Annotated in this window: 23 protein-coding genes; 16 read left to right on the top strand and 7 right to left on the bottom strand. The window is 52.4% G+C overall.

Going from position 1 to position 21,607, the window contains the following annotated elements; genetic code table 11:
* Window position 1 precedes the first annotated feature (1 nt).
* The 14 genes from fliJ to E0F26_RS03245 all read left to right on the top strand — a co-directional run bounded on the left by fliJ (window position 2) and on the right by E0F26_RS03245 (window position 11,941).
* Window positions 2-445, top strand: a complete 444-nt coding sequence (fliJ, locus tag E0F26_RS03180) for a flagellar export protein FliJ (protein WP_279242602.1) — start codon at window positions 2-4, stop codon at window positions 443-445.
* Between the two features lie 20 nt (window positions 446-465).
* Entirely contained in the window at window positions 466-1,596 is a 1,131-nt protein-coding gene (locus tag E0F26_RS03185) for a flagellar hook-length control protein FliK (RefSeq protein WP_279242603.1), read from the top strand.
* A 217-nt stretch (window positions 1,597-1,813) separates the two neighbouring features.
* Complete coding sequence (locus E0F26_RS03190) at window positions 1,814-2,371, top strand: flagellar basal body-associated FliL family protein (RefSeq protein ID WP_279242604.1); 558 nt, start codon at window positions 1,814-1,816, stop codon at window positions 2,369-2,371.
* Window positions 2,372-2,379: 8 nt separating this feature from the next.
* Complete coding sequence (locus tag E0F26_RS03195; RefSeq protein WP_279242605.1) at window positions 2,380-3,351, top strand: FliM/FliN family flagellar motor switch protein; 972 nt, start codon at window positions 2,380-2,382, stop codon at window positions 3,349-3,351.
* Window positions 3,348-3,677 carry a flagellar motor switch protein FliN gene (gene fliN / locus E0F26_RS03200; protein WP_279242606.1) on the top strand — a complete coding sequence of 110 codons (330 nt, stop codon included), beginning with the start codon at window positions 3,348-3,350 and terminating at the stop codon, window positions 3,675-3,677. Before E0F26_RS03195 ends, fliN begins: the two co-directional genes overlap by 4 nt.
* Window positions 3,678-3,679: 2 nt before the next feature.
* Window positions 3,680-4,099: a flagellar biosynthetic protein FliO gene (gene fliO, locus E0F26_RS03205; protein ID WP_279242607.1), complete on the top strand. Its 420-nt coding sequence runs from the start codon at window positions 3,680-3,682 to the stop codon at window positions 4,097-4,099.
* Window positions 4,096-4,836, top strand: a complete 741-nt coding sequence (gene fliP, locus E0F26_RS03210; RefSeq protein ID WP_279242608.1) for a flagellar type III secretion system pore protein FliP — start codon at window positions 4,096-4,098, stop codon at window positions 4,834-4,836. Before fliO ends, fliP begins: the two co-directional genes overlap by 4 nt.
* Window positions 4,837-4,846: 10 nt before the next feature.
* Window positions 4,847-5,116: a flagellar biosynthesis protein FliQ gene (gene fliQ / locus E0F26_RS03215; RefSeq protein ID WP_279242609.1), complete on the top strand. Its 270-nt coding sequence runs from the start codon at window positions 4,847-4,849 to the stop codon at window positions 5,114-5,116.
* A 3-nt stretch (window positions 5,117-5,119) separates the two neighbouring features.
* Window positions 5,120-5,890 carry a flagellar biosynthetic protein FliR gene (gene fliR, locus E0F26_RS03220; protein ID WP_279242610.1) on the top strand — a complete coding sequence of 257 codons (771 nt, stop codon included), beginning with the start codon at window positions 5,120-5,122 and terminating at the stop codon, window positions 5,888-5,890.
* A gap of 9 nt (window positions 5,891-5,899) precedes the next feature.
* Window positions 5,900-7,030, top strand: coding sequence for a flagellar biosynthesis protein FlhB (gene flhB / locus E0F26_RS03225; protein WP_279242611.1), 1,131 nt, complete (start codon window positions 5,900-5,902; stop codon window positions 7,028-7,030).
* Window positions 7,031-7,043: 13 nt separating this feature from the next.
* Window positions 7,044-9,122 (top strand): flagellar biosynthesis protein FlhA, encoded by a 2,079-nt coding sequence (gene flhA, locus E0F26_RS03230; RefSeq protein WP_279242612.1) that lies wholly within the window; start codon window positions 7,044-7,046, stop codon window positions 9,120-9,122.
* A 119-nt stretch (window positions 9,123-9,241) separates the two neighbouring features.
* Window positions 9,242-10,339, top strand: coding sequence for a flagellar biosynthesis protein FlhF (locus E0F26_RS03235; RefSeq protein ID WP_279242613.1), 1,098 nt, complete (start codon window positions 9,242-9,244; stop codon window positions 10,337-10,339).
* Window positions 10,336-11,247 (top strand): MinD/ParA family protein, encoded by a 912-nt coding sequence (locus tag E0F26_RS03240; RefSeq protein ID WP_279242614.1) that lies wholly within the window; start codon window positions 10,336-10,338, stop codon window positions 11,245-11,247. The genes E0F26_RS03235 and E0F26_RS03240 overlap by 4 nt, the downstream gene beginning before the upstream one ends.
* Entirely contained in the window at window positions 11,231-11,941 is a 711-nt protein-coding gene (locus tag E0F26_RS03245) for an RNA polymerase sigma factor FliA (RefSeq protein ID WP_279242615.1), read from the top strand. The genes E0F26_RS03240 and E0F26_RS03245 overlap by 17 nt, the downstream gene beginning before the upstream one ends.
* On the opposite strand, the gene E0F26_RS03250 is transcribed toward E0F26_RS03245, so the two are convergent.
* Genes E0F26_RS03250 through E0F26_RS03260 form a run of 3 tightly spaced genes read right to left on the bottom strand, consistent with a single transcriptional unit; the run spans window position 11,938 to window position 14,234 of the window.
* A complete protein-coding gene (locus tag E0F26_RS03250; protein ID WP_279242616.1) occupies window positions 11,938-12,513 on the bottom strand; it encodes a hypothetical protein in 576 nt (191 codons plus the stop codon). The two genes, E0F26_RS03245 and E0F26_RS03250, sit on opposite strands and share 4 nt — an antisense overlap.
* A gap of 51 nt (window positions 12,514-12,564) precedes the next feature.
* A complete protein-coding gene (locus E0F26_RS03255; protein ID WP_279242617.1) occupies window positions 12,565-13,464 on the bottom strand; it encodes a MotB family protein in 900 nt (299 codons plus the stop codon).
* Window positions 13,461-14,234 carry a MotA/TolQ/ExbB proton channel family protein gene (locus E0F26_RS03260; RefSeq protein ID WP_279242618.1) on the bottom strand — a complete coding sequence of 258 codons (774 nt, stop codon included), beginning with the start codon at window positions 14,232-14,234 and terminating at the stop codon, window positions 13,461-13,463. The genes E0F26_RS03255 and E0F26_RS03260 overlap by 4 nt, the downstream gene beginning before the upstream one ends.
* Window positions 14,235-14,326: 92 nt before the next feature.
* On the opposite strand from E0F26_RS03260, the gene fliK reads away from it, so the two are divergent.
* Both fliK and E0F26_RS03270 read left to right on the top strand, forming a co-directional pair.
* A complete protein-coding gene (gene fliK / locus E0F26_RS03265) occupies window positions 14,327-15,445 on the top strand; it encodes a flagellar hook-length control protein FliK (RefSeq protein ID WP_279242619.1) in 1,119 nt (372 codons plus the stop codon).
* On the top strand, window positions 15,442-15,714 hold the full coding sequence (locus E0F26_RS03270; RefSeq protein WP_279242620.1) for an EscU/YscU/HrcU family type III secretion system export apparatus switch protein: 273 nt from the start codon (window positions 15,442-15,444) through the stop codon (window positions 15,712-15,714). Before fliK ends, E0F26_RS03270 begins: the two co-directional genes overlap by 4 nt.
* A 423-nt stretch (window positions 15,715-16,137) precedes the next feature.
* Here E0F26_RS03270 and E0F26_RS03275 read toward each other — a convergent pair whose 3' ends face one another.
* The 4 genes from E0F26_RS03275 to E0F26_RS03290 form a co-directional block, all read right to left on the bottom strand.
* Window positions 16,138-16,593 (bottom strand): YaiI/YqxD family protein, encoded by a 456-nt coding sequence (locus E0F26_RS03275; protein WP_279242621.1) that lies wholly within the window; start codon window positions 16,591-16,593, stop codon window positions 16,138-16,140.
* Window positions 16,594-16,722: 129 nt separating this feature from the next.
* Window positions 16,723-19,239 carry an alpha/beta hydrolase fold domain-containing protein gene (locus E0F26_RS03280; RefSeq protein WP_279242622.1) on the bottom strand — a complete coding sequence of 839 codons (2,517 nt, stop codon included), beginning with the start codon at window positions 19,237-19,239 and terminating at the stop codon, window positions 16,723-16,725.
* 34 nt (window positions 19,240-19,273) lie between these two features.
* A complete protein-coding gene (locus tag E0F26_RS03285) occupies window positions 19,274-20,707 on the bottom strand; it encodes an 8'-apo-carotenoid 13,14-cleaving dioxygenase (RefSeq protein ID WP_279242623.1) in 1,434 nt (477 codons plus the stop codon).
* Window positions 20,708-20,807: 100 nt separating this feature from the next.
* Window positions 20,808-21,566 (bottom strand): hypothetical protein, encoded by a 759-nt coding sequence (locus E0F26_RS03290; RefSeq protein ID WP_279242624.1) that lies wholly within the window; start codon window positions 21,564-21,566, stop codon window positions 20,808-20,810.
* Window positions 21,567-21,607 lie beyond the last annotated feature (41 nt).

Here is a 21,607-nt window from a genome sequence, read left to right on the forward strand (position 1 = left end):
TATGTCGCGCGATCAACTTGCTCTGGTACAAGACTTAGCCGAGCGTCAGGAAAAAGAAGCGGCAAACCGCTTGGGGAGTGCGCAGTCTCAGGTGGATGTTGCGCAGGGCCAGCTTAACCAGATGATGGACTATCGAAGCAGCTATTACCGACTCGCGACTGGGGCCGGTGGTGATGTTATTGACACCAGCCAACTCCAAACCGCCCGCCATTTTTTGTCGCAGCTCGATACGATTGTGGGCCGTCAGCAGAAAACAGTAGGGCAAGCTGAGCTAGTCCTTGACCAGCAGCGCACGGCGTGGATTGAGACTAAGCGGCGTCTCAATGCCATAAAAAATTTACGCGCGTCCAGAGACCAAGCTCGTTTCAGGAAAGATGAAAAAGTCATCCAGCGCTTGCTCGACGAGCTCCATGCTACGCAGACATTTTTTGCAGAGGCGCGGTAATCGCACCTCGGGGATCACAGATGAATACGATTATGGAAACCTTGATTACGGACATAAAAAAAGCGCCAGGTCAGCTCGATCAAAAGTCAGCAAAAGATGCCAGCGCTTCTGAATTTGCCGCAACATTAGATGAGGTGGTTGGACAAGACAGTACAAACCGCGAGACACCGTTTGCGCCAACACGGACAAGCCACCTTGCACAAACACCGAACTCGACAGGTATGGCGCCTCGGGCGGTCGAATCTGACAATGTGTTAGGTGGCAGTAACCACCCAGATTCCTCTCGAGAAGTCCAAGACACGCAGTCGTTGGAGGCCGAGGAGGCTGAATCCGAGTTATCCGAGTCACCTGATTCGACCGAAACATCGTCGGAAGTCGGAATTTCAGCTGAAGAGCGGGTGATGCTCTCTATGGTTGAAGTAGGTAACAAGCTTTCAGATTCTCAGGCCGTCACCTCGCTTCAGCCCTTGGCAATGGCGCAGCAACACAATGCAGAACTCTCTACCATTGTCTCGCGCGGGACCCTAGATGGCTCGTTTGAACGCTTGAACTTGAGCACAACAAATTTAACTGCGCTGACGTCAAACCCTGACAACCTCACGGGGCTCCTTTCTCCTGAGCAGCCTCAATCGGATCGGCCTTTGCAACCCATTGCACCGGCATTATCAGCGCTTTCGGGTACCGCTGAATCTACTGCTGGACGTGGAAATAGCCCAACGAGCACTTTGGAGCTATCTACCAAGGAACCGCAAAACTTTGCCTCAAGTATGGCAACGCACCTACGTGTCATTAAAAGTCAGGGCGGGGGCGAGGCTAAAGTCAATTTGCATCCTGCGGAGCTCGGTCGTATGAGTGTCTCTGTCATTACTGAGGGCAGCGAAACAAAAGTGGCGTTCACTGTGGAGACGCCGCAAGCTCGCCAAGCTATCGAAGCAAGTTTAACGAGACTGCGCGAAATGCTTGAGCAGGCTGGTTTATCGCTTTCAGATAGTGATGTTTCGGAGCAGAACCAGCACACACCTTCTGACAGCCGCAGCGGTGACGCACGATCTAAAGACACAGGGGCGGTTGAGACGGGCGATGCGTCCGATTCAGCTTTGACGCTATCGGTTACTCTTGATCCCAGCCGCTTGGTGGATCTTTTCGCATAGCCTTCATTTGCTCCGCACAGCACTGTTCCAGCCGTAAACGTTTTATTGACGTGGCATCTTTGGTTAATCTGACCCTCAATGAGGCCGTCAAGGTTTTGACTGCCTTAATATATTAAATTTAAGTTATTAATTTTAAAGCATATTTTTGCTTTGGTCTGATGGTTGCAGAGCCTCACGGCCGGTGCGACGACGTGCTCACCGATTAAGGATTTTTGTTGTGAATGACGAAGTGGCAGTTGAAAACGAAAAGTCAGGAAGTTCGGTTACCAAGTTGGCCTTGGTCGCCGTGCTTTGCTTATTAGTAGGCTTTGGTGCCGGCGCATTTACGGGGCAGCCGGTTCTGGCCGCCTTGGGTTTGGTCGCTGGCGGTGATGCGGGGCTGGGCGATGCCGACCTTGATGGCGACGCTGCCTCGCCTGCGCCACTTTTTGAGCCGATGGCGGGTGTTTTTGATCCAGATAAAAAGCGTTTCTACGCTGAGGTCGGAGAACTGCTAATTGCAATGCAATATCGCGGCGCAACCCGGCATCTGCAGCTCACCGTGCAATTAGTGGGTCACGAAGAGAAGTACATGAAGTCGGTGGAGAATGATGTTCCGGCGATTCGAAACGGGCTGCTGATCTTTTTCAATCAGCAAGAATTTGAAGTGGTTAACACCTACGAAGGTCGGGAAGCATTGCGACGTAAAACTTTGCAACGTGTTAACGAAATTATTGGTGCCTCGGGAGAAAAACGAGTCGCCGATGTCTATTTCACAGCGTACATCACGCAATAGGGGATGGAGTGGTTGAAGAGTCCGACAACGAACCGGTACTAACGGATGAGGAGATCGAGGCACTTGTCGAGCACGCTCAAGAAGGCGGTTTCGATGATGGCGAGTTCCGCATTCATGATTTTAGTGCTGGCGAGTCACTCACACTCTCAAAGTGGAGTGAGCTTGAGGGGCTTCACCGCAACCATGCCGAAGCCTTAGGAAAAGCCTTATCTAGCGCCTTCGATCTTGAGATCGGCGTTGAGCCGCGCCCTTCTTCTTACGCGGTTGCGAGAGACTTGCTTATCGGGTTTCCACAACGGATGTGCCTTGTAAGCACACAAATTGGGCCGTTCGAAGCGGAGAGTCACCTTTTAATATCGGGTGAAACACTCTCGTTTTTGGTCAATCAATATTTTGGTGGTGGCTCTGTTACGCCACCTAAGCTCACCGCCAAGGTAACACCTTCTGAGCAGCGCATCGGTGAGAGAGTGGCGCGCGACTATCTGCGCACCATGTCTGAGATTTGGGTCGACCGTTTGGCGTTGCAAATGTCGGACCTTTATATCGATGTCACGCCCGACCGTTTTGCTCTGATACCGGAAGATGAGGGCTTCGCCGTTTTTGACTTTGAACTGAGTATTGGAGACGGACACCAAAGTCTGGTTCAGCTGCTTATTCCATTCGACAGCTTAGAGACACAGAGCAGCGCTTTGGTGCCGACCAAGAAAGCGGTACCGGAAGATCCAGCTGCAGCGACGTGGGAACCACAACTCCGTTCGACCATTACAGATGTCAGTGTCGAACTATCCGGTTCTATCGATGCCATCGAAACAACCATTAAGAGCCTGCTTGCCATGAAGGTAGGTGTGACGATTCCTATTCAAGAGCCAGATGCTATGGCGCTGTTGCTCAACGGCCGTGCTGTTGCCCACGGGCGCTACGGTGCACATGAAGGACTAAAAGCAATGCAATTTACCCATTTTAAGGAGCGTGAATCATGAGTGACGATGACGCAATAACAGCCGTGCCAAATGAGCTGACCGATGCGCCAACAGGTGCGGCCGGTGATATTGATCTCGATATGTTGATGGATGTGCCGGTGACAATGACCGTAGAGGTGGGGCGTAAAAGCCTAACCATTAAAGAGTTGCTGTCGCTAACGCCAGGCAGCGTGGTCTCTTTCGATCGCAGCGTGACTGAGCCAATGGATATTATGATCAATGGCACATTGGTTGCACGCGGTGAGGTTGTCTCAGCTGACGGTAAATTTGGGTTGCGCCTCGTTGATGTAGTCAGTCCAAAAGAGCGACTGGAGCAACTGGGCTAGTCATGCGCTTCGCTGCTTTCTTAACAACATTATTCTCGCTGCCCGCGATGGCAGAGGATGCCGCCCCCGTGGTGTCGCCGAGTACTTTGTTTACCGGCGATTACCTCTTGCAGGTAGTCGGCTCGTTCGTAGTGGTTATTTTACTGCTCGTGGTCGTGTTGGTAATGCTCAAGCGCTTCAATGGTGTGAGTGCTTCAATCGGTGGTGATCTTCGCGTCATTTCCAGTGTGGGTGTGGGTCAGCGAGAGCGTGCTGTTTTACTGCAGGTGGGCGAGCAACAGATTTTATTAGGCGTCGGACCTGGTAACGTCCGAAGGTTGCACGTCTTTGATGAGCCCGCGGTGACGTCAGCTGCTTCCGCGTCTCCCAGCTTCTCTGACGTGTGGAAGGTGGCGACGAGAAAAACAGGAGCGGATCAGTGAGGTTCCTTAAGCTCTCTCTGGCCCTGCTCTTCGTACTCTTACCGAGCATTGCCGCAGCCCAGACGATTCCACTGGTGACCTCTTCACCTATGCCAAACGGTAATACCGAATACGCGCTGGGCATTCAGATACTCATGGTAATGACTGTCCTGACTCTGCTGCCGGCCATGTTGATCACCATGACGGCATTCACGCGGATTTTGATAGTGCTGGCAATACTTCGTCAGGCGATGGGTACGGCACAGACGCCCTCTAACCAGATCATCTTGGGTCTCTCACTCTTTCTTACCTTATTTGTAATGTCCCCAGTCATTGACCTCATATGGGCACAGGCTCTGAGTCCATACCTCGATGGTCAAATGGGGTTTGAGGACGCTCTGAATACGGCGCAGGTGCCACTTCGTGAATTCATGTTCACGCAAACACGTGAGTCAGATCTGGCGATGTTTGCTGAGTTAGGTGGTTACGGCGCATTTGCCTCGCAGGACGACGTACCGTTATTCGTCCTCTTGCCCTCATTCTTGACGAGTGAACTAAAGACCGCGTTTCAAATTGGGTTTTTGTTGTTTGTGCCGTTCTTGGTGATCGACTTGGTTGTGGCTGCGGTGCTGATGTCTATGGGCATGATGATGCTCTCGCCCATCATCATTTCTCTACCTTTTAAACTCATGCTTTTCGTGCTGATTGATGGCTGGTCACTCATTTCCGCCACCCTTGTCAGCAGCTTCGCGTTGTAGGTGATTTATCATGGGGCCTGAAACGGTACTGGATATTGGTCGCGAGGCACTTTGGCTTGCTGTGCTTCTGGCCGGACCAATGTTAGGGGCGGCGCTGGCTGTCGGCCTGTTCATCGGGGTCATTCAGGCGGCCACGCAGATTCAAGAGATGACACTTAGTTTCATTCCGAAGCTTCTTGCTCTGGTTATTGTGCTCTTCATCATTGGGCCTTGGATGTTACGCATTATCGTCACGTTCACCGAGCGTCTTTTCATGGACATTCCAGGGCTGGTGGGCTGAACCATGCCAGTCTCCTTCGACGAGATTCTTTCCGCCATGACGCTGTTCGCAGCGCCCTTCCTCAGGTTGTCGGCCATGATGGCTGTGGCCCCCGTGTTCAGTGCTCAGGGTTTTAATGTGCGCACGCGGGCACTGTTTGCGCTCACCATCGCAGCCTTGGTTGCACCCTCGCTACCACCTTCGCCAGTGGACTCGCTCTTATCGGGAGCGGGGGTATTGATGGCTGTTCGTGAAATCGGAGTTGGGCTTATTTTGGGCTTTGTCATCCAGCTGGCTTTTGGGGCGGCTGTCTTCGCAGGTCAAGCAATATCGATGACGATGGGGTTGGGTTTCGCGATGGCCGTGGATCCACAAAATGGGGTTCAGGTTCCCGTTCTTTCGCAACTGTATATTATTTTAGCGACCCTATTATTTTTAGCCCTCGATGGGCATCTCCTGCTTATTTCCGCAGTTGTTGAGTCTTACCAGCTGATTCCTATCGGCGTCAGTGGTATCCCTGAGGCCAGTTTGTCGGCCGTGGTGTCCCTGGGAACAATTGTATTTGCTGGGGGTATTTTGTTAGCACTGCCAGCACTCACTGCGCTGCTGCTCATCAACATTGCGTTTGGCATTGTTACCCGAACCGCACCACAGTTGAATATCTTCGCCGTTGGCTTTCCCGTAACGATTCTCGCGGGACTGCTCATCATGTTCATCGTTATGCCTGGATTCATTTCCGCACTCACCGAGCTTATGGGCTCGTCGATAGAGAGTGGAATGGGTGCATTGGGCTAAGGGGCGGGCGTGGCAGAAGAGCAGCAGGGACAGGAACGCACAGAAGAGCCCACCGCCAAGCGTCTCAATGAGGCGCGCAAGAAAGGGCAGGTCGCTCGCTCGCGGGAGTTAAATACGCTTCTTGTTATGTTGGCGAGTGCTGTTGCGCTGTGGCTACTTAGTGGCACGGCCATGTCGGGCCTCACCGATATTATGAGTACGGCGTTGAGTCCTGAAGGAGATGTTCTCAAAACACCTGAGCTGATTCCTGCGCATCTCTCTCATGCTCTGATCTCAGCCTTGATATTGATTACGCCTTTCCTGTTGATCACGGTGGTCGCCGCTTTAGCGGGTCCTGCTGTCATGGGCGGGCTTCTCTTTAGTCCTGAGGCGGTAGCGTTCAAGCTCGAAAAGCTCGACCCGATTAAAGGTTTGGGACGTGTTTTTTCAACGAAGGGTTTGATCGAGCTTGTAAAAGCGCTTCTGAAATTCTTCCTCGTTCTGGGTGTGGCCGTGTTGGTCTACAAGGCCATGGAGCGCGAGGTTATGGCACTCATCACTTTTGACGTCATGGAGGGCATCGCTCGCTCAGGAAGCATCATCATGTTGGCCCTCGTCTTACTCTCTGCGACCTTGGTGCTCATTGCTGCCATTGATGTGCCTTTCCAGCTCTGGAGTCATAACAAGCAGATGAAAATGACCAAACAGGAGATCAAGGATGAAGGTAAAGAAACCGACGGTCGTCCTGAAGTAAAGGCCCGTGTGCGCCAGTTGCAACAGGAAGCGTCACAGCGGCGCATGCTCCAGGATGTTCCTGATGCTGACGTGGTGATTACAAACCCAACACACTATTCCGTTGCGCTGAAATACGATTCCGACGGTTCAGGTGCGCCGCGCGTGGTTGCGAAGGGCCAGGATCTTATTGCGCTAAAGATTAGATCGATTGCTATTGAGCACGATGTCGCTATTTATGAAGAGCCGCCGCTTGCGCGTGCGCTCCATGGCACCACAGAAATTGGTGACGAGATACCGGGCCCCCTTTTCCTCGCCGTGGCACGCGTGTTGGCCTATGTCTTCCACTTAAAGAAAGCATCACCCACAGATTATATTCCTCGCCCAGAGGCTGCAGAGCTTCCGAGTGAGTTTGCAGCATATCGCTAGGAGTTAGCTCGCTATGGCAACGAATACACTCGTTCTAAATTCGCCTCCAGGAGGAAATTTCCTCAGCGGACTGGGTGCGCCCGCGATTATGCTGATGATGTTGGCGATGATTGTGTTGCCCCTTCCTCCAATGGCCCTAGATCTGTTGTTTACAGTGAGTATCGCACTCTCAATTATGGTGCTGATGGCATCTGTCTACGCGACCCGTCCACTGGATTTTGGTGTATTCCCCACCGTTTTATTACTCGCCACGCTTATGCGTCTGGCGTTGAATGTCGCATCCACTCGTGTGGTTTTGATAAATGGTCATACAGGGACGGGCTCGGCGGGACGCGTGATCGAAGCCTTCGGTGAGTTTGTTGTAGGGGGCAGTTATGCCGTAGGTCTTGTGCTCTTTACCATCTTGGTGGTGATCAACTTTGTTGTTGTCACCAAGGGTGCAACTCGCGTTTCGGAGGTGACCGCACGATTTACCCTCGATGCGATGCCCGGTAAGCAAATGGCGATTGATGCTGACTTGAATGCAGGTTTGATTTCACAGGACGCAGCGCTTGAGCGCCGTGAGCGAGTAACTCGCGAGTCGGACTTTTACGGCGCGATGGACGGTGCTTCAAAATTTGTAAGAGGTGATGCGGTCGCCGGCATATTGATTTTGTTTATTAATATTCTGGGTGGCTTTGCTATCGGTACTTTGCAGCACGGTTTAGACGCATCCACCGCGGCACAAAATTATGTGCTGTTAACCATCGGGGATGGTTTGGTTGCACAAATACCCTCGATGCTGCTTTCAACCGCTACCGCCATTATCGTGACACGTGTGTCTGGTGAGCAGGATATGAGCGCCGAGGTTTCTAAACAGCTTACTGACAACCCTAAAGTGCTTTATGTTGCATCAGGCATTATTGGAGCAATGGGCCTTGTGCCAGGCATGCCTAACTTGGTGTTCCTCTCGATTGCCACGTTGCTGGGCGTCGCAGGCTATCTTCGAACCCAAGAGGGAATTCAGCCTGAGGTGATTGAGGCTGCACCTGAGCCAGATGCGAAGCCTAAGTCAAATGAGCTCAGTTGGGATGATGTCTCGAATCTCGATCAGATTGGCTTGGAAGTGGGCTACCGGCTAATTCCCCTTGTCGATGCGGGTCAGGGCGGTGATCTTCTTAGTCGGATCAAAGGTGTGCGGAAGAAGCTTTCGCAGGAGCTCGGTTTTCTTGTCGACTCGGTGCACATTCGCGACAACCTCGATCTCGGCCCCAACAAATACCGAATAAGCATTCACGGTGTAAGCATGGGCGAGGGTGAAGTGATTCCCGATCGTGAGTTGGCGATCAATCCCGGGCAGGTATTTGGTAATGTCGATGGCATTGCGACGAAGGACCCAACTTTTGGTCTCGACGCTTTGTGGATTTCTCCTTCGCAACGCGATGCGGCCCAAACTGCGGGTTATACGGTGGTCGATAGCTCCACGGTCATCGCTACGCACCTTAGCCAACTGCTCAAGAACAACGCAGCCAAGTTGGTGGGTCAGGACGATGTTCAGCAGTTGCTGGAGCGACTCAAGCAGTCAGCACCTAAGCTTGTGGAAAATCTGGTACCAGGGACCATGTCACTCGCTGATGTGACCCGGGTGGTGCACAACTTGCTGGATGAGGGTGTTCCCATCCGCGATATGCGAACCATAGCCGAGACGCTCTCCATTCATCGTGGTTTAGAAAATAATCCGGATGAGCTAACGGCGCAGGTTCGCGTGGCCTTGGGCCCGTCAATTTTTCAATCTGTCACAGGCATGGCTGCAGAGTTACCGGTAATGGTTTTGGATCCGCAGCTAGAGCAAATGATGAGCAGTGCAGTGCAATCAAACCAAGGCGTTATCGAGCCCAACTTGCTCGACACAATGGTCAAAGGCATTGGTGAGGCTGCGGGGAAAATGGAAGCCGAGGGTGCGAGTCCCGTGCTTTTGGTCTCGGGGATAATTCGTGGGTTCCTCTCTAAACTTTTGAGAGGCCGAATGAGTAACTTCTACATTTTGGCCTATGAAGAAATCCCGGGTGATAAAAATATTCGCGTAGTTACAACGGTTGGCGGTCAAAACTAGAAAGTTGGCCTGCTAATTGCTTTGTATAGGTTAATTAATAAGTTTTCACGATATAAACCAAGTGAAAACAGGGCTTTAGCAGTATCAACGTCAAACATTTGGCGTTTTAGGAGAACACTATGAACGTACAACGCTTTATTGGTCGCACGAATAGACTTGCTCTGGAGCAAGTGCGCGCGTCTATGGGGTCTGAGGCGCTCATTCTATCTAACAAACGCACATCCGAAGGTGTAGAAATATGTGCCATGCTCGAGACCGGCTCGGTTGTATCGGCGATTGAACAAGCAAGGCCTGCCGTCGAGGATTTAACTGGCGGTACAAATGAAATAGCGCTTGCGCACTTAAAGCGCGAGCTCACGGATTTACGAGAGACCTTGCATGCAGCGCTGGGCGAGCGACAGTGGCAAGATTCTGCTGGAAAGCGACCTGTCATCGCGACTGTTGAACAGCGGTTATCGACTTTAGGGTTACCGCGTTCGCTGATTGGCAACCTCGTGCAGGGCATCGGTAGTGACGCGAAACTCGACGACGCTTGGCGCCATGCTGTCTCGTTTCTGGCCTCTCGTATTGAGATCCTTTCCGAAGCTGAGCAAACGGGCCTGCGAGTAAAGGCACTTATTGGTGGCAGCGGTGCAGATCGTGCCACAGCGATACAGCAATCCGTGCAGGGTGCCTTGAGGGAGTTTGCGCCCAGCAGTGTCGCTGTTATTAGTATGTTGACCGATCCATCGGCCGCTCTGGGCCGCTATTGTCATGAGCACGGTGTCGCCAGCTACATGGCGCCGGACGCTGCATCACTTAAAAAGGCGCTCGCGTCAGTAAAAAGTTGCCGCCAAGTCTTTATCGAAACGCCAGATTTAATGCCCTCAAAGGGCTCGCAAGATCCTGCGTTATCAGTGTTACTCAATCAACGTGCGAGTATTGCAACGTTGTTAATTCTTCCCTGCACAGCTCAGAGTGATTATTTGGAGTTGCTAGTCGATCACGCTGAGCAACTCCGCGTTGCTGGCGCGGTACTAACACACCTGGAAGACGCTACGTCGCTGGGCGCTGTGCTCGGAGTTCTTTCAGGCCACGAGCTGCCAGTCGCTGGAGTTGTAGACGCGGCGAACAATGCGATTGCACAGATTACAGCAGAGGGCCTCATAAATGAGTCCAAGCGCTTAGCCCGCCGCAACCTAGATCGAAAAAACCAACAACTCAAGGTCGCGGTATGACTATGTCGCAGTTTATGAGCTACGATGCGCCTTACAACGTCGTGCCGTTCCGGCAGGATGATGCAGTGCGGTCGATAGCAAGTAGGGAAAGTGCCATGCAAGTAATCGCGATTACGGGCGGTAAAGGTGGTGTGGGTAAGACGAATGTCGCAGTCAATCTAGCGGTATCGATGTCGATGGACGGCCTCGATGTCATGCTGTTTGATGCAGACCTTGGGCTTGCGAATGTTGATATCGTCCTTGGCATGCAAATTAAGCATACCCTCGCCGATGTTGTCTCTGGTGATAAAACGCTGGCAGACGTCGTTGTTGACGGTCCAGAGGGGCTGCGGGTTATTCCTGCCGCATCCGGTGTCGCGCAAATGGTTGATATGCAGAGCGCTGATCAGGAGATGCTTATTCGCCAACTCTCGGATCAACTGATGCCACCAGATGTGCTGATTGTCGATACAGGTGCTGGTATCGACCAGACTGTTCAGACATTTGTGGCAGCATGTCAGACCGCGGTGCTTGTTGTTTGCGATGAGCCTGCGTCACTAACAGATGCCTACGCATTGATGAAAGTGCTCCGCGCGAAGAAGGATATTCGAAGGTTTGAGATTCTTGCAAACCAGGTCGATACCCCAATTCAGGGCAAGCAGCTGTTTGAGCGTATTGCGAATGTTTGTGATCGATATCTTGATGTTGAGTTGGGCTACCTAGGCGGTGTTCCAACCGACATGTACCTCCGCAGAGCAGTGCAAGAGCGAAAAGCACTGGTGAGTGTTTATCCGCGCTCTCCCGCGGCGAATGCAATACGCGATGCCGGCCGACGACTCAATCGTCTTGCGCCTGCGAGTCAAAGTTCTGGCGTGGGTTTCTTCGTCGAACAGCTACTGAGTCAGCAGTCTCATGCGGTTCGGCACTGAAGCCATGTTGTCAGAGTATGAGGTTCATTCGCGTCAGCCGACCGAACACCTCATTCACCAGCATTTGCCGCTGGTGAAGCGCATCGCGAGTCAATTGGCGGTGAAGCTGCCATCGCACATAGAAATAGATGACCTGATTCAAGTGGGTCTGATTGGACTCCTAAAGGCGGTCGATGACTACCAAAGTGACTCAGGTGCCGTCTTCTCAACTTATGCAACGATTCGAATTCGTGGAGCAATGCTTGATGAGTTGCGTGGTCGAGATTGGCTTCCTCGAAGCGTACAACGTGACTTGGGGCGGGTAGCCGCTGCAATTGAGCGATGCGAGCAGCGCTTGGGTCGTCCCGCGGGTGAGAAGGAAATCGCCGACGAATTAGGTATGCCTGTCGAGGAGTATCGAACCTTAGCTGGTGAGTTGGCGTGCGCTCGGATAACGCAGCTCGATGAGGCGGAATTGCCGCCCGGGGCTGATGAGCCCGATGACCAATTTTTTGAGTCAACGAAGCGAGAAGCCCTCGTTGCTTCTATCGAAACCTTGCCCGAGAAAGAGCGGATAATGCTTTCTTTGTATTACAGTGAGGGGCTAAATCTGAAGGAAATTGGCTTGGTATTGGGCGTGAGTGAATCACGCGTGTCTCAAATTCACGGGCAAGCCGTAGCGCGTCTGAAAGCCAAATTGAGTGACTGGCGCTAGCCGTCAGACTCGGTTCCGCCACTCGTCTGAGTCCGGCGCTGTAATTGTTCAAACTGCCGCTGGTTCACGTGCGCGACAATAGCGTCTACCTGTTTGTCTTGATCTTCTAGGAAACGTCCCCGCAACCAATATCCGGGATTTTCGGCATCGGCAGAGACGCGTGACTCAATGATGATCATGCGCACTGCAATCTCAACATCGATGCTCTCTAAATTTAGAATTACTTCTACGGCAGAGCCCTCTTCTGCATTGGTGAGCGAGAAGTAGCCCATGCCCGAACCACTTAAACTCACATCGACATAAGCTTTGTCGCAGAACCCACCGAGATTGCTGGTTCCACCAGGGCTGGCTGAAGAAAACGAAGTGAATAACTCGATTTTCCGGTTGAGTAGGGTGAGCACTTTGGCGAGTTCGGGGTACTCATCGTTGAGTTCGAGTAACTCACTTTCAATATCGCGGTTGACAGCCAGCATTGCAGACTCAGACTCACTCTTCGGAGTCACATCTGCATGGCGCCAGGCCATAAGCAGACGGTCTTGAATCCGATAAAAATCACGCTGGTTATCGCTCATTCATGTTCTCCCGGATCTCCCCTTGAAGTGGAGTCGCACTAATACTCGTTTTCATTGCAGCGCGGTTTCGATCGCGATCTTACTATCATCATTGAGTGGTTGTTTAACCACAATTTCCACTCGACGATTACGTGCGCGACCCTCGGCAGAAACGTTATTCGCTTGCGGTCGCGTGTCGGCAAACCCAGACGCAGTGACTCGATTGGGTACCAGCGGTGCAATATCGAGCATCCTTCTTACCACAGCTACAGATCGCGCTGCAGACAAGTCCCAGTTCGACGGATAGGCGAACGTGTTTATTGGAACGTTGTCAGTATGCCCTTCAACCGCTATTTTACCCTCAATCTGGGTGAGTGCACCGGCAATTTTGTCTATAACTCCGACAAATGAGGTGTTTAGCAGTGCAGAGCCAGAGTCAAACGACCCCTTTTCACGGATTCGGATGAGGATTGTGCGTGCTGTTGTTTCGACGTCGATCTGCCCCTGATCAATTTCAGTTCGCAACAACCGCCTGAGCATTTCCGCGTCAAGCTCGGTTTCCTGAATGAGCTGCATCATTTCGTCGTAGGTGATGACCTCATCGCGAATATCTTTTTCGTCGGTATCCGGTGCGTCAGGATTACCGATTCGCAGTGAGTTGCGGGTTTGATCTTTGGTAACTTGCTCTACTGCGTCGATGATGGTCTCGTCGGGGATGCCCGGGCGGAACTCGGTAGACACGACGCTCGTCCCTTTTGGAATAGACTCAAGCTCTAAGTCCCGCTGCACGCCGAAAGCTTCTGCCATCGAATCGGCCAGCTGTTTGTAGCGAATAATGTCGACTTCCGCCATTGATAAGATGAGTACGAAAAAACACAGAAGTAATGACATGAGGTCGGAGTAGGTGACCATCCAGCCATCAGCATTCCCTTCGTCCTCTTCCTCTTCAATAAAAAGATCGTCGTCACTCATTTGGCTTTCACTTTTGCCGCCGTGACACGTTGAGTTGGATCGAGGTAAGCGCTCAGTACCGAGGCGATAACTCTCGGGTTCTGTCCCGCTTGAATCGCCATAACACCATCAATACATATGGTTAATTTTAGTTTTTCTGATGTTGATCGATACTTGAGTTTGTCGGCGACAGGCAGGAATACAACATTCGCCAAAACTGAGCCCCACAGTGTGGTCAGTAGTGCAAGGGCCATGGCGGGGCCAATCGCTTTGGGGTCATCCATATTTGCCATCATGGCAACAAGGCCCACAACGGTACCGATCATTCCAAAGGCGGGCGACGCCTCCCCCATGGAGCGCCATACTTTTTCGGAAGACGTATTTCGCTCAAGTATGCCGCGCATATTTTTTGACATACTTTGTTTGACGACCTCGGGGTTGCTGCCGTCAATCAGCATTTGAACCCCTTCCTCAAGGAAGTCTTCAGAGATTTTTATTTTCTCAAGTGCCAGAAGGCCATCTTTTCGGCTGACAGTCGCGAGTTGGACGATCTCGTCAATGAGGGATTGGGGGTCATCGTTGCTACTTGCAAATGTTTTCGCAACGACTTTTAACGAGTTGAAGAAGTGCCCGAGAGAAAATCGGATCATTACGCCCAACATAGTGCCCGACAGCACAAATATGGGCGAGAACAGGTCTTCGGTGAACAGCGGGAGTTGGTCTGTCTTGATCACTGAATAGGTGACCACGCCAAACGCGCCGAGCATGCCAATAAGTGTGGCTAAATCCACCTAAACCTCCGAACGAATTTTTATGCCTTTAGTTAGCGGCAGTTTATGACGCTAATATAGGGTAAGAATCTGACGTCTTCTCGACAAAATTTATGGAAGAGCTGCAACTAACATTAACACCATCGCGCGTCGATCAGCGAAATTTTGGCGTTATGTTGAGTAACTGGCGCGTCGGTCAGGTACTCAACGCCTTGGTAGTTGACCGGATGCCTAGCGGCAACGTGCTACTCAATGTAGGTGGCCGGGAATTTGTCACACCGCTGGATTTGCCGGTTCAAGCGGGTAATCGCCTGCAGCTAGAGGTTCAGCAAGTCCAACCCCAAATGACGCTTAAACTACTGGCAAATCTGAGTGAAGCAGCGTCGTCACAATTGACGCAAAAAAACGCGCCAACCCTCACGTCTAGCCACTTAGGGTCTCACTCTGGGGACAAGCCGGCGTCAGTCGCCGCGCTTTTGTCCACGCTCTCGGCGCAACCGGGACTTCGAGCGCTCGTTACGCAAACACCAATACTCTCTGCTTTGGTGACTGCGCTTTCAGCCCACAGCTTACAAGCTAACGCGCTGTCATCGAGTGCACTCTCAGCCGCAATAGATAGATCGGGTTTATTCAATGAAGCCAATTTAACCGCGGGTCGTTCTGAGCGGGCGCGAGACTCCTCGAAATCACAATTAGTACAACTTCAAAAAGCGATAGGCGATCTGCCCGCAGTCACCTCAAATCCAGAGATGCGTGCCTCACTGAATGCGCTATCTGATCTCACGAATGCGGCTATTGCAAATTTGACACAGCAGCAGCTCATTTCCATGCCGCAAGAAGGCGGTGCTCAGCGTTGGTTTTTTGAGATCCCTCTGGCACTGGGGCTCAATTTTATAGACCTCAAACTTACGATTGAGCGAGATGAAAAAGCGCAGGGCTCGGAAGACGATAAACCGGCTTGGCGGGTGGATTTGTCCCTGGACTTACCCGAGGCAGGTCCTATGCGGGTGCTGTTAACCATGGTCGACCGAGACGTAAGTGTTGTTCTAAGTAGCGATTCGCCCCGCATTCGGTCCATGGTTGACGCGTCATTTGGCCAGTTGAAAACCCGTATGGTAGTGAGTGATTTTCGCGTGAAATCTTTGGTGACGCAGGCGATGACGGACACGAGCGATTCGTCAGGGCTTTCAGAACCGTCGGCACCGTCCAGCACGTTCGAGGTGCGAGCATGAAGGATAGCGAGTTCGAGCGTGCCGTTGCGCTCCATTATGACCAACAAGGTGCCCCCACTGTTCTTGCAACTGGCGAGGGAGAGATTGCGCGATTGATCAAGGAGCGGGCTGAAGCCGCAGGCGTACCGCTGGTAGAAGATCCGAAGTTGAGTTATTTGCTGTCGAAAATTCCATTAGGTGACGAGATTCCACCCGAGCTTTACAGAGCGGTGGCGGAGGTGCTGGTTTTTGTTTTGCGGTTGGAGAAGTCCCTAGAAGTCCAAGTCTAATTGTTGATAAAACGGGATTTTGCTCACAGTTTTGACCCATATGGGCGTGTTTCTGTGGATAAGCGTGTGGCGACTGCCGCTTGCTGTGGGTATAGTGGGGTTTGCATGGATGCACTTCTGAAATTTCCGATACCAGAGAGAGGATGGGGCTGGGTCGGTTAAATAGGAGGTGCATTATGCGTGCTCCCGCTCCTACGACCGTAAAGCCGTTGGTGTTTCGTCCACTCCGGGCGGCGCCTTATTATATTTTTTCCCAAGTGGCCCCCGAGGGTCGACATCATTCGTCGGGTATTCGAAGACGTCTCAGATCGGCTGCGAACGATATTTGCTTGGCTCCTGAGTTTCGGGACTTCACTTAAGTTCCGAAGCGCTGAATAGGGCGGTGGCGCCCTAAGGGCCATCTTGGCCATTAGGCTTGGCGGGTTATGAGTCTTTCTGCGCTCGGGTTAGAAGACGATCGAGTTGATCTGAAAAGTGTTTCCGGTCGCTTAAGCTGAGCGCTGGGGGACCCCCCGTTTGTGCGCCCGATGATCGCATTGTTTCCATAAAATCCCGCATCTGTAGGCGCTGCTTAATATTATTATCGGTGTATCGCTCGCCGCGAGGCGTCAGTACCAAAGCGCCACGTTGAAGCACATCGGAAGCGAGCGGGATATCGGAGGTAATAACCAAGTCACCATGGCTTACGCGACGCTCTATTTCCTTATCGGCCTCGTCAAAGCCACTGGGCACCTGGTAAAAGGTGACAAACTGCGAGTTTGGCAACGAGAAGTGGTGGTTCGCAACGAATGTAGTGGTAATCATGCGGTTATGCGCAGCCTTGGCAATGATGTCTCGAATCACGCTGGGACAGGCATCAGCGTCTACCCAAATTTGCATTGTCTTGTTCCCCGATCGCCAAGAACGGCTGTCGAAAGCTGTCTTAAAAAGTCTGACAGCCGCTTCTCAATAGGTTCAAAAAAAAGGCCCGGCAGTTGCCGAGCCCCCTTTGGTTTTAGATTGTAACCTCTAGGCGGCTTGAAAGCCGCGATATCCAGCAGCAGCAACTTGATCGCAGATCATTCTGTAGGTTCCAACCCCACCCACGTAAGCCAAAAACATCCGGGGCTTTCCAGGAACGTTGGCGCCCATGTACCAACTATTGGCTTTTGGATACAGCGTCATATTGGCCAGCTGTTCTGTGTGTTCGGCCCATTCCTGCTCAGCGCTATCTGAGGGTTCAATGGTGGCCTTACCCTCAGTTTTCATCCACTGAATACAGTCGCTAACCCAATCCACGTGTTGCTCAATTGATACCAGCATATTACTCAGTACCGAGGGACTTGAGGGGCCTGTGATTGTGAAGAGATTAGGGAAGCCGTGAATGGCAATGCCCAAATAGCTTCTTGGGCCATCGTTCCAAGCGTCGGTCAGTTTCACCCCGCCGCGCCCTCGAATATCGACCCTCAACAGCGGTCCAGTCATGGCATCAAAGCCCGTTGCGTACACAATCGCGTCGAATTCACGCTCGCCCTCGGCAGTTCGAATGCCTTTTTGGGTAATCGTCTCGATGGGTGTGCGTCTTAAATTAACCAGCGATACGTTTTCGCGGTTGAAGGTCTCGTAGTAATTGGTATCGATACACGGTCGTTTAGTGCCGTAGGGGTAGTCCGTAGGTAGCAGGTCCTGCGCGGTCTGCTCATCCTTCACGGTGTCGCGAATCCGGTCTCTTATGTACTCGGAGATCGCGTCATTCGCTTCTTGCTCGACCTGTAAGTCAGCAAACTGGAACAGCATCCCCGGTAGGATGCCGCTCTCCCAGCCTGCTTTAAAGCGCCGATCGCGCTCTTGGGCCGATACGTCCATGGTTCGCTCAAGAGATCGTTCATCCACCACACCCAAGACATTGAGGCGTTGTTTGGCGCGATATTCGGCATAGTTTGCTTTGATGACGCTCGCATCATCTTTATTGAGTGCATGATTAAGCGCAGGAGTCGTGAAAGTCGCCGTACGCTGATAAACGACGACGTCGTCTGCCTCCTCGGCAATTAATGGAATCGCCTGAACGGCCGACGAGCCAGTGCCGATAACCGCGACCCGTTTCCCGGTAAAGTCGACACCCTCTTTTGGCCAGAGACCCGTTCGATAGGTTTCCCCTCGATAATTGTCTCGACCCGAGATGTCAGGGGTTTTTGAAGCGGATAGCACGCCGGTGGCCATGACGAGGTGTTGCGCCCGGACACGACGCCCGCATTCGGTGGTCACCAGCCACTCATTTGTGTCTTCGTCGAAATGTGCACTTGCGACCCGCGTGTCGAATGCAATATCGCTCTTGAGATCAAAACGATCAGCGATGTGTTGCGCGTATTTTAAAAGCTCGGGTTGAGGTGAGTATTTCTCCGACCACTCCCACTCCTGCTGTAGTTCGTCCGAAAACGAAAAAGAGTACGCCATACTTTCAATATCAACCCGTGCACCGGGGTAGCGGTTCCAATACCAGGTTCCACCCACGTCGCTTCCGGCTTCAAAAACCTGAACGTTAAGTCCCTGCTCACGGAGCTTGTGAAGCTGGTACATGCCAGAAAAGCCCGCACCCACAACCACAACATCTTTGCGCTCCGTAGGGTTGAGATGTCTGTCCATTTCCTGCGCGAGCCAAGCCATGGCTTTTCCGGCAGCTGGAAGGGCCGCAGGCATTGCGAAGAAGCCATGCATCTGCTGGGCGAAGTCCCGATAGCTTACGGGAACCCCTGAAGCCTTTAGGTGCTCGGCGAAAGTGCGGCCCTCATCCACAAGAATGTCGAACTCTGCGGTGAGTACGACGGCAGGGGGTAGATCGGCTAAAGAAGCTGTTAGCGCAGGGGACGCCAAGGGGTCGAGTCGCGTTTTGGAGTCGGCGTAGTGATCCCAGAAAAACGCCATGATCTCGGTCGTCAGGAAGAGCTGCTTGTCCTCATGAGTGAAGCTTTCGGCTCCCATACGACCGTCGGTGACTGGGTAAATCAATGCTTGTAAGGCAATTTCGGGCCCGCTTTCATCGCGGGCTTTTATTGACATGACGGCGGCGAGATTACCGCCGGCGCTGTCACCGGCAACGACGAGAGGTAAGTCATGAATGCGCAGTTTGCTGCGCTGCGTATCCACCCAGTTAAGTGCGGCATAACAGTCATTAACGGGTACGGGGAAGGGGTGCTCGGGTGCTTTTCGGTAGTCAACCATGATAACGATTGCCTGACAGGTCTCTGCGAGATGTCGGCCCACTGCATCGTAGTCATCGATATTGCCGATTACCCAGCCACCACCATGGTAGTAGACCATGACGCTTTTCGCGGTCATTGAAGGGCGAAGGATGCGTCCCCGGATAGCGCCGCCCTCAACCGGTATTTGGCAGTCCTCGCTTGATACCTGCTCAGGGCCCGGCGGCATAGAGCGATTGATTTCTGTAAAGACGAGGCGCGCTTCCTCGGGAGTCAGTGTGTTGAGTGCAGGTGTCTCGTTGAGCGCCATACCTGCGAGCATTGACGTGGTTGCTAGATCTAGGTGCATGATTATTTTCCTGTCTTCTTGTTATATCTGACGGTTAGTCTGGAATCCAATTTCCGTGGAAGCCCGGAGGTATGCGGTGTGGGATGTGTACCCTGCCAATAGGTCCGGTCTCGATATTAAGTGCGTTAAATATTTGAAGTTGGGTTGTCTGCGTCTTCGCATCGATAACAAGGCCCATCAACCAGCCATCGCCCTCGGGCGCAGATGGCTCCCGTGCGATGAATATAAACTCGCCGCCAATCATGTTGGCGCCGAATGAAAAGTGTTTCCGCTCCCCTGTTTCGAGGTCATGGTGGTATAGCTTGTTCTCGGCAACAAAGTTAGACACGGTCTCGCTGGGCTGCCCCATGATCCAGGTATGGCGATAGCGTTGGCCGAAGTAACGCTCGTCGATGCGAGGGAATTCTTGTGGCGATGCATCGAGTGTGTTGCGCGTCACTTTCTGAGCGCTGGGGTCGACGTGCCAGCGCTCAAAGCCGCAGGGCACACCGTTTGGTCCGTCTGGGCCGTGGGCAAACATGCTTTCGTAAGCGCAGCAGTCAATGGTTACAGTGCCATCGGGGTTCTGAAAACTATTGGCGACGTGAAACACGTAGCAGGGGTCGACATCACACCAGACAATATCGGACACCTCGCCCTGTCGGGGTAGCAAGCCGATGCGTGCTTTGTGGTTGTCGTTCCAGCGATAGGGAAAATGATAGCCCTGAGCCAGTGCAGCGAGCGAAATCGTCACCGGTAAGTCGAAGACAATGACGAAGTCATCAGTAAGGCAGCACTCATGTATCGAGGGGCCATCTTGAACCGGTATGGTTCGCTCCGAGGTCACTTCACCCTCGCGATTGATCACGACATGCCAGACTTTATCCTGAGTTTCAGACTCGTAGGTGATGGCATGCCACTCACCTGTCTTCGGGTCCTCGTGGGGATGCGCGGTAAAAGGCGCCGTTAGTTTGCCGCCAAAATTGGTGGACTCAGTGGTATCTAAATTCTCATCAAGCTCGAAGGGAAAGGGACCTGACTCCACCAGTGCCAGTGTTTTGTCCGCCAGTTTTAATATGTTGGTATTAACGGTATCCCGGGCGCCGCGTCGAGGCCCACCTGCTGCCTTGGGTCCGCCTTTTCTCTCAAGCGTCCCGGCTTTGATATAGCGGTTGTGATACCACTCGGCGCGCCCATTACTGAGGCGAATGCCATGTACCATGCCGTCTCCGACAAACCAGTGGTGTCCGCGGGGGTCGGGGTTGAAAGGATTTGGGCCTATTCGCGCATATTTACCGCTAAGCGCCGCCGGTATCTCACCCGTCACTTTAAGATCATCAAGTGTGAGCTCTTCGAGCATGGGCGCATGAACACCCGTTAGAAACATGTGCTTTCGAAATGGGTTTCTGAACTGGCGGTTGATGGCGGCTGATGTGTTCAGCATCTTGGTCACCGCTTTTCTTATATTGACCTCGGTCTGGCTAGGCATGAGCGTTGTCTTTTCATTAGCGTTATCACACTAATAAACACCATGAAGGCAAGCTATGGCAAGTAGGCGTCTCGCTTTGCAAGGTCTCGATCTAAACAAGTTAGAAGTAGATTTCGAGCCACCTCGCCACGGGGCTTGTGGAGGCAATTTTTATTTCACTGGCGTTCGAATTCTCGCAAGATACTACGGTGCGACGAGACCACCACCCTGATGCAATCCTGTAAGTACATTGGCGGGTTTTAGATGTTGCATAGAGGGGAATTTCTGTTGTGTGAATGACAATATCTGAATCCACAAAGCCACTTTCACCCATATCGATCAATGCGACCACACCCGCCCCTAAAAGTGGGTGCGAGTAGCCGTCTTTAACCGCTGTCATGACCGACCGATTAACCGCGATGCTCTCGTTGAGTGCCGCAGGTGTTCCATCCCACGTGTTATTCATGGGCTTCCAGCCTAGCGCAGTCATGCAGTTCCGTCGTTCACGTGATTCGCGATGATTCTGAATGCTCGTAGCCCCAATGGTTTCCCAAATCGAGACATCAGAGCTTGCAGAGGCCGCAATCCTGCTGTTCTGGGTTTGGGATACGGTCGCACCAAGGCTGCTGCCTTCTACGCTCACATTGGGAGAACCATTGATCAGCCGCACACCACTGTAGTCGAAGCGTACCTTGGGTAGCGGTATCCATTGGTCTGCAGCTTGAGCGCAATAAGTCGCTTCTTGCTCGTACAGTGTGCTCTGCAGGTGAATAGGCAGCGCCGAATTGAACCACCGTGCCTCACCCAGTGTGTGGGTTATTGAGCTACACCCTACAAAGAGAAGCCCTAACAGCGCAGATACCGGAGCACGCAGCGGCATTGATTGTCACTCCCACATTAAACACATCTAGTGTGTTAGCG

The organism is Candidatus Paraluminiphilus aquimaris (assembly GCF_026230195.1).
Lineage (GTDB): Bacteria > Pseudomonadota > Gammaproteobacteria > Pseudomonadales > Halieaceae > Luminiphilus > Luminiphilus aquimaris.